At 65.2% G+C, this 13,914-nt stretch carries 17 protein-coding genes and 1 tRNA gene; 9 read left to right on the top strand and 9 right to left on the bottom strand.

Going from position 1 to position 13,914, the window contains the following annotated elements; translation table 11 throughout:
- The first annotated feature begins 243 nt into the window (after positions 1 to 243).
- Positions 244 to 319: transfer RNA gene (locus NO887_RS02985), tRNA-Cys, on the top strand.
- A gap of 88 nt (positions 320 to 407) precedes the next feature.
- Here the strand turns inward: NO887_RS02985 and NO887_RS02980 are convergent.
- Positions 408 to 1,211 (bottom strand): DUF7839 domain-containing protein, encoded by an 804-nt coding sequence (locus NO887_RS02980; RefSeq protein ID WP_256417004.1) that lies wholly within the window; start codon positions 1,209 to 1,211, stop codon positions 408 to 410.
- A gap of 215 nt (positions 1,212 to 1,426) precedes the next feature.
- On the opposite strand from NO887_RS02980, the gene NO887_RS02975 reads away from it, so the two are divergent.
- The 3 genes from NO887_RS02975 to NO887_RS02965 all read left to right on the top strand — a co-directional run bounded on the left by NO887_RS02975 (position 1,427) and on the right by NO887_RS02965 (position 3,756).
- Entirely contained in the window at positions 1,427 to 2,266 is an 840-nt protein-coding gene (locus NO887_RS02975; RefSeq protein ID WP_256417027.1) for a hypothetical protein, read from the top strand.
- A 116-nt stretch (positions 2,267 to 2,382) separates the two neighbouring features.
- The gene (locus NO887_RS02970; protein ID WP_256417003.1) at positions 2,383 to 2,997 is read left to right on the top strand and encodes a VOC family protein; all 615 of its coding nucleotides are present in this window, start codon (positions 2,383 to 2,385) and stop codon (positions 2,995 to 2,997) included.
- A 63-nt stretch (positions 2,998 to 3,060) separates the two neighbouring features.
- Positions 3,061 to 3,756, top strand: a complete 696-nt coding sequence (locus tag NO887_RS02965) for a DUF1028 domain-containing protein (protein ID WP_256417002.1) — start codon at positions 3,061 to 3,063, stop codon at positions 3,754 to 3,756.
- A gap of 25 nt (positions 3,757 to 3,781) precedes the next feature.
- On the opposite strand, the gene NO887_RS02960 is transcribed toward NO887_RS02965, so the two are convergent.
- Positions 3,782 to 4,717 (bottom strand): endonuclease/exonuclease/phosphatase family protein, encoded by a 936-nt coding sequence (locus NO887_RS02960; RefSeq protein WP_256417001.1) that lies wholly within the window; start codon positions 4,715 to 4,717, stop codon positions 3,782 to 3,784.
- Between the two features lie 102 nt (positions 4,718 to 4,819).
- The gene (locus tag NO887_RS02955; RefSeq protein ID WP_256417000.1) at positions 4,820 to 5,302 is read right to left on the bottom strand and encodes an RNA-binding protein; all 483 of its coding nucleotides are present in this window, start codon (positions 5,300 to 5,302) and stop codon (positions 4,820 to 4,822) included.
- A gap of 106 nt (positions 5,303 to 5,408) precedes the next feature.
- On the opposite strand from NO887_RS02955, the gene NO887_RS02950 reads away from it, so the two are divergent.
- The 3 genes from NO887_RS02950 (at position 5,409) to NO887_RS02940 (ending at position 6,904) form a co-directional block, all read left to right on the top strand.
- The gene (locus NO887_RS02950) at positions 5,409 to 6,014 is read left to right on the top strand and encodes a 2Fe-2S iron-sulfur cluster-binding protein (RefSeq protein WP_256416999.1); all 606 of its coding nucleotides are present in this window, start codon (positions 5,409 to 5,411) and stop codon (positions 6,012 to 6,014) included.
- 119 nt (positions 6,015 to 6,133) lie between these two features.
- Positions 6,134 to 6,460 (top strand): hypothetical protein, encoded by a 327-nt coding sequence (locus tag NO887_RS02945; RefSeq protein ID WP_256416998.1) that lies wholly within the window; start codon positions 6,134 to 6,136, stop codon positions 6,458 to 6,460.
- A 117-nt stretch (positions 6,461 to 6,577) separates the two neighbouring features.
- Positions 6,578 to 6,904 carry a NifU family protein gene (locus NO887_RS02940; RefSeq protein ID WP_256416997.1) on the top strand — a complete coding sequence of 109 codons (327 nt, stop codon included), beginning with the start codon at positions 6,578 to 6,580 and terminating at the stop codon, positions 6,902 to 6,904.
- A gap of 62 nt (positions 6,905 to 6,966) precedes the next feature.
- Here NO887_RS02940 and NO887_RS02935 read toward each other — a convergent pair whose 3' ends face one another.
- A complete protein-coding gene (locus tag NO887_RS02935) occupies positions 6,967 to 8,460 on the bottom strand; it encodes a ribonuclease FAU-1 family protein (protein ID WP_256417026.1) in 1,494 nt (497 codons plus the stop codon).
- Between the two features lie 2 nt (positions 8,461 to 8,462).
- Positions 8,463 to 8,912, bottom strand: coding sequence for a DUF7532 family protein (locus tag NO887_RS02930; protein ID WP_256416996.1), 450 nt, complete (start codon positions 8,910 to 8,912; stop codon positions 8,463 to 8,465).
- Between the two features lie 78 nt (positions 8,913 to 8,990).
- On the opposite strand from NO887_RS02930, the gene NO887_RS02925 reads away from it, so the two are divergent.
- Entirely contained in the window at positions 8,991 to 10,001 is a 1,011-nt protein-coding gene (locus tag NO887_RS02925) for a PrsW family intramembrane metalloprotease (RefSeq protein WP_256416995.1), read from the top strand.
- Between the two features lie 30 nt (positions 10,002 to 10,031).
- On the opposite strand, the gene NO887_RS02920 is transcribed toward NO887_RS02925, so the two are convergent.
- The 4 genes from NO887_RS02920 to NO887_RS02905 all read right to left on the bottom strand — a co-directional run bounded on the left by NO887_RS02920 (position 10,032) and on the right by NO887_RS02905 (position 13,359).
- Positions 10,032 to 11,009, bottom strand: a complete 978-nt coding sequence (locus NO887_RS02920) for an ROK family protein (RefSeq protein WP_256416994.1) — start codon at positions 11,007 to 11,009, stop codon at positions 10,032 to 10,034.
- Between the two features lie 72 nt (positions 11,010 to 11,081).
- Positions 11,082 to 11,540 (bottom strand): universal stress protein, encoded by a 459-nt coding sequence (locus NO887_RS02915; protein WP_256416993.1) that lies wholly within the window; start codon positions 11,538 to 11,540, stop codon positions 11,082 to 11,084.
- Positions 11,541 to 11,801: 261 nt separating this feature from the next.
- Positions 11,802 to 12,185, bottom strand: coding sequence for a DUF5611 family protein (locus tag NO887_RS02910; protein ID WP_256416992.1), 384 nt, complete (start codon positions 12,183 to 12,185; stop codon positions 11,802 to 11,804).
- 88 nt (positions 12,186 to 12,273) lie between these two features.
- Positions 12,274 to 13,359 (bottom strand): DUF7093 family protein, encoded by a 1,086-nt coding sequence (locus tag NO887_RS02905; protein ID WP_256416991.1) that lies wholly within the window; start codon positions 13,357 to 13,359, stop codon positions 12,274 to 12,276.
- A 189-nt stretch (positions 13,360 to 13,548) separates the two neighbouring features.
- Between NO887_RS02905 and NO887_RS02900 the strand changes: the two genes are divergently transcribed.
- Positions 13,549 to 13,863: a 2Fe-2S iron-sulfur cluster-binding protein gene (locus NO887_RS02900; RefSeq protein WP_256416990.1), complete on the top strand. Its 315-nt coding sequence runs from the start codon at positions 13,549 to 13,551 to the stop codon at positions 13,861 to 13,863.
- Positions 13,864 to 13,914: the final 51 nt, after the last annotated feature.

Below are 13,914 nucleotides of genomic sequence, written 5' to 3'. Positions count from 1 at the left end.
CGATCCTCTGGGAACCGCGGTTCGCCGCCTACCCACTCATACGGGAGCATACCTCCCACATCCACTACCGAGACCCACACTAGGTCTCAACCACCCACAGCCCAGAGACGCGTGTCTCTGGGCTTTTCGTATTTTTATACAGAGAGCGACGTTCACATGCTGCCAATCCACGCGACGAAACGCCAACGTACGCAGAACGCCGACCGCTAGGCTTAAACGCTCGACTGCGGTACATTCGATAGCGCCAAGGTGGCAGAGTCTGGTCAGACGCAGCGGCCTGCAGAGCCGCCCAACGCCGGTTCAAATCCGGCCCTTGGCTTACTTTTTCGGAGACAATGGCGGAATCTCGCCGGATGGGGTTAGTAGCAGAACAGAAAGGGAGAACCCGCGTCAGTGTGTACGTCAGATCACAGGTCGGAAGCGTCGAGCACTTCGTGGGGGACGTTCGCCTCACGAAACTTGGCGGTGTGAGGCGAGAGCTGGTCGGGGCCGACGACGAGGAGGATGTCGACGCCGCGGACGGCGGCTTCCGTCACGCCTTCGATAGTGCCGAACCGGATGTCCGGCTTGATGTCGGCACGCGTGACGAGAGCGTACGCCTCGGTTCCGGCGGTGGCGACGAGACCGCCTGCTGCGTGCCACTCGGCGAGGCGGTCGGGGTCGACTGCGGTTCTGTCGGTGACTTGCGGCACGCGCACGACGGTGATGTATCCGGTCTCGTAGTCCACGACGCCCTCGAAGTCGGTCACACCGACGGCTTCGCCGCGGTCTCCGCTCGTGATGGCCACGGCTCGCGCCGCGCCGCCGTCGGGGTCGGCGTGGAGGACGCCGTCGCGCATCACCAATCCGACCTCCGTCCCTTCTTCGACGGGATCGAGTGCGACGGCCGCGTCGACTTCGACGCTTCCCAGTACGTCGGAGGTGACGCGTTCGAGATACGCTTCGAGACTGTCTGTTCGTGAGATGAGCCAGTCGACCCCCTCTTTCGTCACTTCGTACCGGCCCCGACCGCGCTTGTCCACGTAGTCATGTTCCACGAGGTCTCGGACGTAATCGCTGACTGCCTGTGAGGTCACGCCGATTGTCTCTGCGATTTCGTGTTGGCTCACTGCGGGTTGTCGTGCGGCGATCTCCACTAACACCTGATAGCGCGTCGCGTCACGCTTGCTGTCGAGGACCTCTGGGGGTGTGTCCCTATCGGGATCTGCCATCGGCGGGTGTCTGCGCTCTACAAGTAAAATTGTACTGTCCCGGTAGCGGCCCTTCGACGTGTTCGCCTCTCGACTCGGTCGCTATTCGACGCTGATCTGCCTCGACACTGTGGGCTGCTCGGCCGGTCGCGCTGTCGCTCGGTGCAGCGATCGCGCTCGCGTTAGTAACCGTTATACACCGGGTGACCCATGCTCCAACTATGCAACGACGCGCTGTGGCCGTGTATGCCGCGCTCTTCCTTCTCATCGCGGGCGTGGCTGGTGTCCTCACCGCGACGGCTGAGAGTCCAGAAATAGCGCTCGAAAACCCGGATTTCGAGGTGTCTGAGGGTGATACGATCGATGTAGACGGTCAGACGTACACGGTCGCCGCCATCTCCGAGACGGAAGAAGGCGGTGGTGACCACGGCGGCTCGGCCACGACGGTAATATCCGGCACGCTTGAACGCGAGTATCAGACGCAGATGTCCGAAACGTGGGCCAACGAGTCGACGGTGACGATCGACGACACCGAGTGGCGTGTCGAGATCACCGGCGAGGATCCGAGCGGGTTCACGCTCGTCGAGGTGCTTGACCGGCAGGCGATCCTCGAGAGCGACGACAATGCCGACAACGAGACGGACACCCGCGAGGACGGCGAATACGTCGCGGTCACCGAAGATGGCGAAACGACGCTGGTGCCGGCAGACGAATACTTCCCGGAACCCGACGAGCGGTCTCTCTCGACCGGTGACGAGATCGAGTACGACGGACAGACCGTGACAGTCGACGAGGTCACACCCGATCAGGCGGTCGTCGTCTGGGAGGGAACACAGACGGAGACGATAGACGTTGGGCAGGAGTCGATGATCACTATCGGAGAGACCGAGTTCATCGCCAATTATCCCGACGCGTCGACGCTGTCCCTGTCGACTGACATCGCTGCCTACGAGGCGCAGGTCGAACAGCGCGACCAGCACCAGCGGTACAACAACGGACTCACTCGGGTCATTGTCCTCAGTATCCTCTCGACGCTGTTGCTCGCTGCGACGGCGTTCGTGCCCTCGCGGTATTGAGACACTGACCCGATTTTACATCGCGTGCGGTGTCGGTTCAAGGCGATAACACCGGTGTCAGTCGATCACCCTACTATCCCGTTCGTATTTTTACGTGTTGACCTCGTACTAGTGGTATGAGCGACGACCATTCGACACCGGTCACGACTGACCTTCCCGACGCACCGTTTCACACCACAGGCACTGATCACGTGACGGTCTGGGGGAGCAACGAAGCGGACACAATCGCGTTCTACCGCGATCTGCTCGGCATGCCGCTCGTGTTACGACAGCCGAACCTCGACGATCCCTCACAGACGCACCTGTTTTTTGACACGGGTGACGGGCGAATCTTGACGTTCTTCGTGAGTGACGACCGTTCGTCAGCCCGCGGTCAACGGGCCGGAACCGGTGCCGTTCACCACCTCTGTTTCAGCGTCGACCCCGACGAGTACGAGGAGATCATGGAGGCACTCTCGGAGGCCGGCAAGGGATACAACGTGTTCGACCGCGGGATATTCCACTCGATTTATACTCAGGACAACAACGGGCTCGTCATCGAGCTGTCGTCTGACAAGTACGAGATACCGGACGACCGAAAAGGGGAGGTTCTCGCGACGGCACAGCGGATCCGCGAGGAAGACGGCGCGGACTTCGCACAGGACCGACACATGGAGGCTGCACTCGAAGAGCTCGGACTCCCTGTCAACAAGTACGACCTCCCGGACGCCGACTCGGGCGTCGGCGTCTGAGGTGGGTTCCGGACGAGCGCGTCTGAGCCGCGCCCTTTTGTCGGCAGACGGTTCAACACGAATGTGACGTTCAGCATCTGCGTTCGCGAGCGATACACCGACGACAGCGGAAGCGGGCAGATCAGGTACGGCGTGGCGGCGACGGCTCGGATTCCGGGCGTCGGCACGGTGTGTCCGTTCGCCTCGGTTGACGGTACGGTGGCGATCCAGTCGTTCGCCGACTCTGATCTCGGCCGGAAGGGGATCGCGTACCTCGCGGATGGACTCGCGATCGACGACGCGCTTCGGTCGCTGTTGAACGCGGATGACGATCGAGAGACGCGTCAGGTCCACGGTGTCGGCGCTGACGGCGTCTTCGCATTCACCGGCGACGAGTGTCGAGACTGGAGTGGTCACGTCGTCGGTGAGAACTTCACTGTCGCGGGAAATCTGGTGACCGATGCGGGCGTCGTCGAGGACGCCGCGGCCGCCTACGAGTCGAGCGCACACGGCGACGCTCCGCTCGCGGCGCGGCTGATAGACGCCATTGCGGCCGGCCACGACGCGGGCGGCGACCGACGGCAGAACCTCTCGATTCAGTCCGCGGCGCTGCTCGTCACGACCACCAAGACGGAGGCGGTCGCTCCGTACTACAACGACCTCCGCGTCGACGCCACGGAGACGCCGATAACGTCCCTTCGAGAGACATACGAGGCGGCAAAGCGCGGCTACGAGGCGGTAACGGCGAAGTACGCGATCGGGTCGGACTCCACTGAGTGAGTGGTTCGTCGCGGCTGTGACCCGATCAGCGGTCCGCCGGTAGCGTCAGCTTCACGAGCACCGGTAGGTGGTCCGAGGGGTACCGTCCGCGGTCGTCGCGGTCGGTCAGCGTCGCGAACGACTTGACTTCGATGGCGGGCGACACGAGCACGTGGTCGATCCGCCGTCCGTCGATCAGTCGGGCGAAATCGGTCAGGCTGGTCGTCGGTCCGTGTCGGAGATCAGCGGCTGTGGCGGCGTCGCGGAGCGATCTTGGCGTGTCACTCGGATCCGCGTTCTCGACCGTGTCGATTCCGTCGGTAACGTCGTCTCCGGTGAGTATTCGGTGTGGGGAAGATTCTGGTGTGCAGTTGAGATCTCCCGCGAGTACGATCGGTAGCGATCGCTCGGTCTCGTCATCGGAGGCGGTCTCACCCGAGTTTGCGGCGATCTCCGGGAGCTGTCGCCGGAGCAGCCGTGCGGACTCTCTGCGGGCGCGGTCGCTCACGTGATCGAAGTGCGTATTGGCGATGAGAAACGAGCGTCGTTCGCTGTCATCGTTCACGTTCCGATCGCTGTCGTCGGTTTCCCTCCCGCTGTTGCTACCGCGGACTGGTTGCACGCGCGCCCACGTCGCGACCCGCGGGTGTGTAGCCCCCCAGTCCGTCGACGGCGACTCCGGGGTTGTCGAGAGCCAAAACGTCCCGTGGTCGGCGATCTGAAATCGATCCGTGCGAACACCGATCGGGCATCCCTCACCGTCGCCGTCGGCGTCGCGCCCCCGGCCGACGAGCGCGTACTCCGGGAGCCGTTCGCGGAGGTCGCGACGCTGGTCTGCGACCGGCTCCTGAACGGCGAGGATGTCAGGGTGATGAAACCGGATGAGACGGGCGACGGCGTCGCGTCGTTCGTGCCACGCGTCGTGGTGATCGTTGCGGTTCGCGTAGCGGACGTTGTAGCTCACGACTCGAATCCCGGTCATTACCATCGCAGTCATCGGGCGACCGATTAAAAGGTCCGACGTGCTCTCAGCCGGGGCCACCCCGTCTCGATGAACTCCCGTCAACGGTTCCGTGACGTTCGCTTACGCTGAGAACTCGTACAGCTCGTCGCCGACGTGGTGGATCGAGGAGACGACTTTGCCGCTGTCGCCGACCATCTCGTCGCCGTCGACCATCGCGCGGCCGACTGCGAGAATCTTGGCGTGGGTCTCCTCTGCGATCACGACCAGATCCCCCTCGCGGATCGCGTCGTCGGCCTCGACGATCCCCGGTCGCATCACGTCGGCACCGTCGGAGACGAACGAGATCGCACCGGCGTCGACCGTGACGACGCCCGTCTCCGGTTCGTAGTCGTTCGCTCCTCGAACCGTGAGGAAGGGCTCGTCGTCGTCGACGTAGAAGACGGCCGGCTCGCCGTCGACCAACACGAGTTCGTAGTCCGCGTCGACGAACTCGACGAGTTCGAAGGTGTCTCCGTCGATGTCGACTCCGAGGTGGTCTGCGACCGCCTCGCGGATCGCGTCGATGTCATCGCTCCGGAGGTGATGTCGAGATTTCACTTGCATGGACGCTCTGTCGACCGCTCGGCCGATAAATGGTCCGTTCCACACCGGCTCTCACCCCGTTGGACCGATCAAAACGGCCTTATGCCACCTCTACATATCGGTTCGTATGCTCAACCCACTGGCGATCACGTCGCTCGCGAATCCGCTCGCGATCGTTATCGCGGGGATCGCGACGCTGACCGTGGTCCTCGTCAGCTCGCTGAAGGGGACGGGGTGGGAACCGACGACGGACATCTCGGACACGGTTCTGGAACGCCGGGCGTCGGCCGTTCCCGAGACCGACTTCCCCGAGCCGGGCAACCGCGCGATCGGTGGCGGTGGCGGCGGCGGTGCGATCCCCGCCGGCGCAGAAGGAGAGGAGGGAGAACTCGAAGACGGGAGCACGACGAGCTCCGGTCCCGGTGACATCCCCGAAGACGAGGTCGAGTACTTCGAGGTCGAGTTCGTCAAGCAGGGCGAAACGGTCGAGCTCTCGAACGACCAGCCGATCCTCGAACAGGGCGAAGACCAGGGCTGGGACCTGCCGTACGCCTGCCGTCAGGGGCAGTGCGTCTCCTGTGCCGGCCGCATCACGGACGGTCCGTCCGAGGACTTCGTCGAACACGACAACCAGCAGATGCTCGAAGACCCCGAGATCGACGACGGCTACACGCTGACGTGCGTTGCGTACCCCCGCGACTCCTTCAGCATCGAGACTGGCGAGGCACCCTAACCGCCCGCGACCGCCTTGTCGAGCCGCTTGCTCGCAGTTCGACCCGTCCTGCGACTCTCGCGGGACGGCCTCTTCTGTCCGGCGCGATACCCTTTTTTCGCCTCGCGTGAAGGATACGTATGACTCTCATCACCCTCATCGGCGGGGGAGTCGCTGCTGCGCTTGCCACGACTGTGGCCGTTCTCGTCTACCGCGACGCGACGCGGGTCGGCGTCGACATTGGCTCACCGTCGCTGTGGGCCGCGCTCGTCATTCTCTCGTCTGGCGCGAGCGTCGCCACCGCGCTACTCGTCCCTGACGCTCCGATCCCGGGCGTGCTCGTGTTGGCCGTTCTGGGGCCGCTCTTATACCTGCTGGAACGCGACGACTCGCTACACGACGACGGACCGCCGGACCCGACGCACCTTCCAAGCGGGTCGGACGCCACCGATGACCGTGACGAGTGAGCTGTTCTGGTATCGGCCGAGCTAACCCGTCGGATCGACGATGACACAGTTCGTTTCGCTCGTTCGGCGTGCTCGCAAACCGCAAGCTTCCATATCCTCGGGTCCTAAGATGGGGTAATGAGCGACGAGAGCCTCGCCGAGCGGGTCGAGCGGTGGATGGTCGGTCAGATGCCGATCATTCAGATGCATGGCGGCACCAGCGTCGTGCGTGAGGCCGACGCCGAGACCGGCGAGGTCGTCGTCGAACTCGGCGGCACCTGTTCCGGCTGCGGCATCTCGAACATAACTGCCGACAACATCCGTCGCGACCTGATCATGGACTTCGACGAGGTGACGGACGTGACCGTTCGGACGGCCTCGTCCGGCGATCAGGGCGCGTCCACGGTCGAGGGCGGCCGCGGCGGCGAACTCCAACACGAGACCGACCCCGCGAACCACTTTTAATCTCCGTCGTCACCGCTCGTTCGGCCAACGACCGGCCGTTCCGCTAGCTTGATCCGGTTCGGCTACAGGGCGTTTTCGAGCGCCGCCGCCACGTCCCGTGCCTTCTCGGCGACGGGCTCCGGCGTGTCGCCGTCTGCGACAGACTGGCGGAGTTCCTCGTCGTCGACGCGTTCGACGGTGCCGTCGTGGTGTTTTATCACGTCCACGTGGAGGTCGACGTAGCGGGCCGCGTCCGGGAACACTTCGACCGGGGTACAGACGTTGACGTACGTGCCGCGGACGGTCCCATCGCGACCGCGGTACGTGGTCGGGTACCACCACCGGCCCTCCTTCAGTGTCGTTTCGGCGATGTCGCCGGCCTCGCGAGCCACGCCAAGTCCGTCGTAGGTGCCGCCGCCCGTCATCTCGCGCTCGACGGTGACAGAGCCGCCGGCTTCGACCCCGGTCACCGTCGCCTCGCCGAGCGTGATGCACCGACCGTCGGGCTTCCCGTGGTCGATCCGGAGCGTGTCGCCGTCGGTTGGGCCGAACGTTTCCGTCACGACGGCGAACGGAAACGGCGCGTCAGGGTCCGGGTCACAGAGCGCCTCGGCGAGGTCGACGCCCGCCGAGGCGTCTGCGGTACCCGCCTTCACGCGGTGATGTCCCGGCATCGTCGCGGTCACCTCACGCCGCGCGTCGTCGAGCGCGAACCGGCTCTCGCGTCCGAACCAGACCCAGAATGCGTCGTTCGGCGTCGCGATCGGTCGATCACGACACTGGCTCGGGTCGTCGAGGACGCCGACACCGCCGGCCGCGTTGACGGCGGCGTCCATCTCCTCGGCCGCGTTGACGGCACGCCGGAGCCCGGCCTCTAACTCGTCCGTCTCCGCGTCGACCGCGGGTGACTTCCACACCGCCCGCCAGCCGTCCGGCGGCTCCAGCCCGAGCAGGTCGAGCATCCCGGACAGCTCGCGCGCGGCCTCGTCATTTCTGACATCGACGCGGGTTCCCGATCCCGGTTCGAGCGCGACGAGATCCCCGGTGACGCGGATCGAGCCGTCGAGTTCCGGACGCCGATCCATCCACGGTGCCGCGGATGCGATGACCTGAACGCGGACCGGATCGCCGGTCTCGACGCGGGCGTCGACGTTCCCGTACGGGAGGTACCCCTCGACGCTCGCCGGATCGCCCGTTCCGTTGTCTCCCGCTCCGCCCTCGTCACCCTTCGCACCGATCTCGCCCACTCGGAGCCGCACGACTGCGCCTCCACCCAGCGCCTCCGTCACCTCTCCGTCGAGCACCGCGCCCGGCGGCGTCGGATCGGCCCACCCGAACGCGTCGCGGCCGACCCCGGTGAACAGATCTCGAACGCGCTCGACCGCGTTCGGATCGCCGTCCGCGCCGACGCCCTGTCTGTCCGCCGACGTCGACACGCGAACGTCGGGCGGCGCGGTCGGGAACGCGGCGTCGAACCGCCGGCGTATCGGTGTGGACGCGTCGACGACCTCGTGACCCGCCCGCAACAGCAGGTGGGTGAGCGCCGTCGTGTAGATGCCGCGAACGCGCGCGTTCACCGTCACAACACCTCGCGGTCGCGGGCAAACTTGACCCGATCGTGGACCGTCTCTCCGAGCGACAGTTCGACGAGAACTGGTCGAGCGTTGCCCGCTCCGCCTCCGTTCTCGTCCGCTCCGCCTCTGCTCTCGCCCCCTTCTTCGTCGCCCGCGTCCCGAAGCACTCGCCCGCCCTCGATCGGGACGCCCCACCCGTCAAGCGACAGGTACCCTCGGAGATCGCTCCCGTGGGTGAACAGGTCGACAGCGGCCGTCGGGTGGTCTTGGATCGACTCGGTGCTGTGTGCCAGCTCCATATTCGAGTAGTACAGGCCATCTCCGTCGAAAAACGCCCGAAGCCGATCGGCGTCCTCGGCGACCAGTTCGGCGACCCGGTCGGACGCCGTCGCGATCGCGTCGGTGTCGAGGCCCGTCTCCCGAAGCGCTTGCTGGGTCCGGCTGTCGAAGTGCATACCCCCGTTTCGCGCTCTCGGGTTTCAACGCTGTCGCCTCCGTCACCGATTAAGTATCTGTGGATCGAACCCGGCGGTATGCCGTCCAAGTCGGACCCGATTGAGTCGCGTGCCGACGACGATCGCGACCTCTACGACATCGCAACGTGGGAGGAACGAACGTCCCTCGACGGCCTCTCCGTCGCGTTGCACTGGCTCATCACCCGCTCTGCCAAGGCATTCGTGGTCCTCGTCGCGCTCCTCGGACTGCTCACGGTGCTCGGGTCGATCGGGCTGGGTCTCGTCTTTGACCCGGCGGTCGCGATGCTCGTCGGACTCTCCGCCGTTCCGGCGCTCGGATTCGCCGCGTACGTCTACGCCTCGGATGTCACGAGCGGTGAACCGCTCTCGCTTCTCGTCGCCACGTTTCTGTTGTCGATCCTCACGGCCACGTTCGCGGCGATCCTCAACAGCCTCGCACAGCCGTACTTCCAGCGGTTCGGATTTCTCGGTATGGTCGCGTTCTTCTTCGTTATCGTCGGTCCCATCGAGGAGTCGGTGAAGCTGCTCGCAGTCCGGCTGTACGCGTACACCGACGCTCGGTTCGACGCAGTCATCGACGGGGCGGTGTACGGCGCGATCGCCGGACTCGGCTTCGCCGTCATCGAGAACCTCGTGTACATCGGACAGTCCGTCGAACTCGCAGAGATCACGCTCGGGTTCGCAGCACTGGGGGCAGGAGACGGGATCGCTGCGCTTCGGGCACTGGCGGGACCGGGACACGTCATCTACTCGGCCTTTGCGGGCTACTACCTCGGTCTCGCAAAGTTCAATCCCGAACACCGCGGCCCGATCGTCATGAAGGGACTGATACTCGCGGCAGTCATTCACGGGCTGTACAACACGCTTGTCGGCCCCGTCACGACGGTGGTATCTGCGATCACCGGACTCCCGTCCGTCGGGAGTCTGTTTCTATTCGTCCTCGCGTTTCAGGGTGCCTTCGGCTACGTGTTGTTACGGAAGGTGTGGCGGTACCGCGACGCGTACCTCGGCACGCGGGATGCGGTCGATTCTGCAGTCGAACCGGAGTTGACGGAGTTCGAGAACTGACGCGTTCTCGAACCGGGCCGGCGAGCCGACCTACGGTGGGTTCTCCACTCGAGAGCGGTCGCCGGTGCCGGCCGTGAGCGCGCTCGCGAGCGCACCCTTGACCACGACTTCGTCGCCGAGCGCGGTCAGCCTGATCTCGGGGACGTTGATGAACACCATATCCGCGAGCTTCTCTCGGACGGGACCCAGGACGAGGTCGGGGTTGTTGAGCGCGACTGCACCGCCGACACTCACGACGATAGGGGCGTACGCGTGGATGACGTTCGCGATGCCCATGGCGTTCCAGTGGGCGATCTGGTCGATCACGTGGTCGGCGAAGGTGTCCTCGCCCGCGGCTTCGAACACGTCGATCGCGGAGAAGTCGGGGTCCTCGACCGGGAGCACCGTCTCGACCGGATCTTCTTCGTGCAGTTCGCGCGCGTACTCCGGGATGTTGTTGCCCGAACAGTATCCTTCCCAGTGGCCGTCGAGCCCGCAGCCGCAGGTCATGAAGCCGTGGGGGTCGACGGTCATGTGGCCGACTTCGCCGGCGTTGCCGTCCCACCCGGAGAGCACGTTGCCGTCGACGGCGACGCCCGCGCCGATACCGGACGATATCGTGAGGTACACCATGTCGTCCGGGTTGCGGTCGGCGTGGAACCGCTCCCCGATGACGCCCGCGATCGTGTCGTTGTGGAGGTACACCTCGTCGGTGTCCAAAAGCTGTGAGATCGGCCCGACGAGCGGGATGCGCTCGACGGTGTCCGGGAGGTTCGCCGGACCCTGGACCACGCCGGCGGCGAGGTCGAGCGGACCGATCGAGCCGATGCCGGCCGCCGTCACCGTCGTCGGATCGACGTTTGCGTCCGCGCACGCGCCGCGGACGACGCTCAACACCGCCTCGGTCACGGCGATACCGTTCGGTCCGCGGGGCGTTCCCTGCGAGTCGCTCCCGAGCACAGTCGCCGACTCGTCGCCGACGACCGCCCGGACGTTCGTCGCCCCGAGGTCGACGCCCACGTAGTACATCGGCTAAACGGGCGAACCGGTATCACTTAAGCGGGACGCTTCTGCGGATTCGCGGTGTCTCGACGCGCCGATCTACGCCGCGGTCTGTCGAACGAACGTCACCGGACACGGCGCAGAGAGCAAGATGTCCTGTGCGACGCTGCCGAACACGGCCTTTCCGGTCGGCGACCGTTGGCGACCACCGACGACGACCCGGTCCGCGCCGACTCTGCCCGCCGTTTCTGTGACTTCCGCGGCGAGGTCGCCGACCGCCCCGCGAACCGAGTAGCGCACGCCGGCTTCGGAGAGCGCCTTTGCGAGTGCGCGCGTCGTGGTGTGCCGTTCCGCGACGGCGTCCGGCGTCGACCCCTCGCTGTCCTCGTTGACGCCGAGTTTCGCCCGGACGCGCTTGAACTCCGCGTCGTCGAACACGTGGGTCAACACGACCTCCGCATCCGCCGGTTCGGCCACGGAGACGGCCTCGCGCGCGAGCCGTTCTGTCCGCTCCTCGTCTTCGGTCCCGACCGCCAGAACCACCGTTTCGATACTCATACGCCTCCTTGGAGCCCGATCGGCTTAAATGGTGTATATTTTAACTCAGTCCCGAATAAATTTATTCGATCGATCCTGATAGTCGATCGGTGGTCAGTGCCTCCAGCGATGAGACGTGTCGGTTCTACTCTCGACGTGCTGACCCGCCCGGCGCACTCCCCTCGACGCTCCGACCGGCGCACGCTCACGTCTGTCGCCGTCAACTACTACGAGAAAAGCACAGATCCGATCGTCGATTGTCCACGTCGAGAATGCGGTGGATCAGTAGTCCGGCGCGTCGTCTTCGACTTCGCGCTTCAGCGATTTGCGCCGTGACTTCGCGTCGCGGCCGGTGGCCTCCAGCAGAAACTCGTTTTTCGCGTCGACGGCGTCGGCCGCGGCGTCGGCGTCCCCCTCGGCGATGACGTCTTCTGCGGGACGCTCCTCGAAGTGGACCGCGAGCTTGTCTTTCTTACTCCCGTACTCGGCCGCGCCGGCGACGATACGCTCGAACACGGGATTGTCGGGGTCTTCGACGACGTACAGCTCGTGACCCTCCCACTCTTCGGTGCCACTGACCGTGCCGAAGTACTCCTCGATCGAGCCCTTCAGATCGGGCATGCGGTCTCCGAGATGCTCGCCGCGTCGCATCTTGTACTCCTTCATATCGCCACCGTTCGATTGGGGTGCGTAAACCAGTTTCGTCACGGGATTTCGCCGCCGTTGAGCCCCCTCTCCACGGAACGTCGATCGGTCAGATTGGTCGCTCGTCGACGTAGCCGCGCTTGCACTCGGGACAGATGTCGCCCGCCCGCATGGAGTTGCCATCGGCGGACCGCGTCATCTCGCACTCGGGACAGTAGTACTCCGTCGTCACCTCGTCGCTCGCCGTCCCGAGGTTCGGACTCGCGCCACGGGTGATCGGCATTCCCTCGTCGGCCGCGGATCGGTCCCTACTGTCTGCTCCGCCCGCTTTGCCCGCACCGCTCGTCTCATCTCGTTCTGGGGCAGTCACGTACTCGACGTCCTCGTCTGCTTCCGTCTCGGCTGCCTCCGGAGTGAGCCCGCCGCCGAACTCGACGCTCCCGTCTGCGTCACCCTCGTCGATCTCTGCGCTGAACCCCTCGTCTTCTCCTCGTTGCTCGGGCCACGGTGTCGGCTCTTCACCCGCCGCTTGGGTCTCGTCGACCGCCGGCCACGCGCCTCGCTCCCTGTCACCGTCTTCGTCACCCGCTTCGTCGAGAATTACTCCGTCGTCGGCCTCTTCTACTCCCTCGTCGGCCGTCGACGCCTCTGCGGTTTCCGTGTCGGGGTACGCCGCGTACTCGCCGTCGCCCCCGAGTGACCCGTCGCCGTCCTCCTTTTCCCCCTCGTCGAGCAGTTCTGCACCCCCGTCGTCGGTAGCGTCGTCGGCAGCGTCGTCCGCGCCCGCGGTCTCCGCCACCGTATCGGCGGTCGATTCGCCGCTGCCGCTCGTGTCGGTCGGCCCTTCGTCGATGATCACTGCGTCCTCTTCGGCCGCGTCGGTGTCGGCGAGCGCGACGGTTCCGCTCGACTCGGCGGGCTTCGATTCGGCGATCTCATCGGGCGCGGAACCGGGACCTGCCGTCTCATCCGCCTTGGCCTCCGGCGTGGTCGTCTCGGCACCGACGGCAGCTTCCTCGGCCAACTGCTCCATCGTCGTGACCTCGGTGTTTTCGCTGACGACTTGCGTCTCGCCGCACCGAGCGCAGGTCTTCACCTCGGTGACGGTCGTGACGACCTCGTTTCCGTCTTCCTCTCGGTCGCGCTGTAGTTCGGGTTCGCTGAAGTCGTGTCCGAGCAGACACCTGAGTCCCATTATGCCACCTCTGCGGTGCCGAAGAGTAAAAAACGCCCCGTCCAGTGTCTGACGATCGGCACACGGTTCCGAGCCGAGCGACCGCCCCGTCTTCCTCCCCCCGGTTCAGGCTGGTGACGCGAACCGTTCCGTCGATCGGTCGACGCGACACAGACTCTTTGTGGGTTGCTCTCGTATCACTACCCGTCTATGCCGACCGTATCCTACCAAGGCGAGGAGATCGAGTGCGAGAAGGGAGCCATCTTGCGCGACGTGCTGGCGGAGGCGGGTCTCTCCGTGTACAACGGCAAATCTGAGAAACTTAACTGCCGCGGAATGGGCTCGTGTGGCACGTGCGCGGTCAAAATCGAGGGTGATGTCAGCGAGTCGGGCCGCAAGGAGAAAGCCCGACTCTGGCTCCCTCCGCACCACCCGAGCCACGACGTGCGCCTCGCCTGTCAGGCCCGCGTCGAGGGCGACATCGAGGTGACGAAGGGGCGCGGGCTGTGGGGCCAACACATCTAGATTGTGTCGCCGTCGCTCGGAGCGTAGATAACGACCCGCAACGGACGAGGT

Origin of the sequence: Halorubrum laminariae, from assembly GCF_024494655.1 — an archaeon.
Lineage (GTDB): Archaea > Halobacteriota > Halobacteria > Halobacteriales > Haloferacaceae > Halorubrum > Halorubrum laminariae.
This window is presented reverse-complemented; position numbering and strand designations above follow the sequence as displayed.

Coding starts and splice junctions, on each gene's coding strand:
- NO887_RS02980 (WP_256417004.1), bottom strand. CDS start 1,211: ATGGCAGATCCCGATAGGGACACACCCCCAGAGGTCCTCGACAGCAAG.
- NO887_RS02970 (WP_256417003.1), top strand. CDS start 2,383: ATGAGCGACGACCATTCGACACCGGTCACGACTGACCTTCCCGACGCA.
- NO887_RS02960 (WP_256417001.1), bottom strand. CDS start 4,717: ATGACCGGGATTCGAGTCGTGAGCTACAACGTCCGCTACGCGAACCGC.
- NO887_RS02955 (WP_256417000.1), bottom strand. CDS start 5,302: ATGCAAGTGAAATCTCGACATCACCTCCGGAGCGATGACATCGACGCG.
- NO887_RS02950 (WP_256416999.1), top strand. CDS start 5,409: ATGCTCAACCCACTGGCGATCACGTCGCTCGCGAATCCGCTCGCGATC.
- NO887_RS02945 (WP_256416998.1), top strand. CDS start 6,134: ATGACTCTCATCACCCTCATCGGCGGGGGAGTCGCTGCTGCGCTTGCC.
- NO887_RS02940 (WP_256416997.1), top strand. CDS start 6,578: ATGAGCGACGAGAGCCTCGCCGAGCGGGTCGAGCGGTGGATGGTCGGT.
- NO887_RS02930 (WP_256416996.1), bottom strand. CDS start 8,912: ATGCACTTCGACAGCCGGACCCAGCAAGCGCTTCGGGAGACGGGCCTC.
- NO887_RS02925 (WP_256416995.1), top strand. CDS start 8,991: ATGCCGTCCAAGTCGGACCCGATTGAGTCGCGTGCCGACGACGATCGC.
- NO887_RS02920 (WP_256416994.1), bottom strand. CDS start 11,009: ATGTACTACGTGGGCGTCGACCTCGGGGCGACGAACGTCCGGGCGGTC.
- NO887_RS02915 (WP_256416993.1), bottom strand. CDS start 11,540: ATGAGTATCGAAACGGTGGTTCTGGCGGTCGGGACCGAAGACGAGGAG.
- NO887_RS02910 (WP_256416992.1), bottom strand. CDS start 12,185: ATGAAGGAGTACAAGATGCGACGCGGCGAGCATCTCGGAGACCGCATG.
- NO887_RS02905 (WP_256416991.1), bottom strand. CDS start 13,359: ATGGGACTCAGGTGTCTGCTCGGACACGACTTCAGCGAACCCGAACTA.
- NO887_RS02900 (WP_256416990.1), top strand. CDS start 13,549: ATGCCGACCGTATCCTACCAAGGCGAGGAGATCGAGTGCGAGAAGGGA.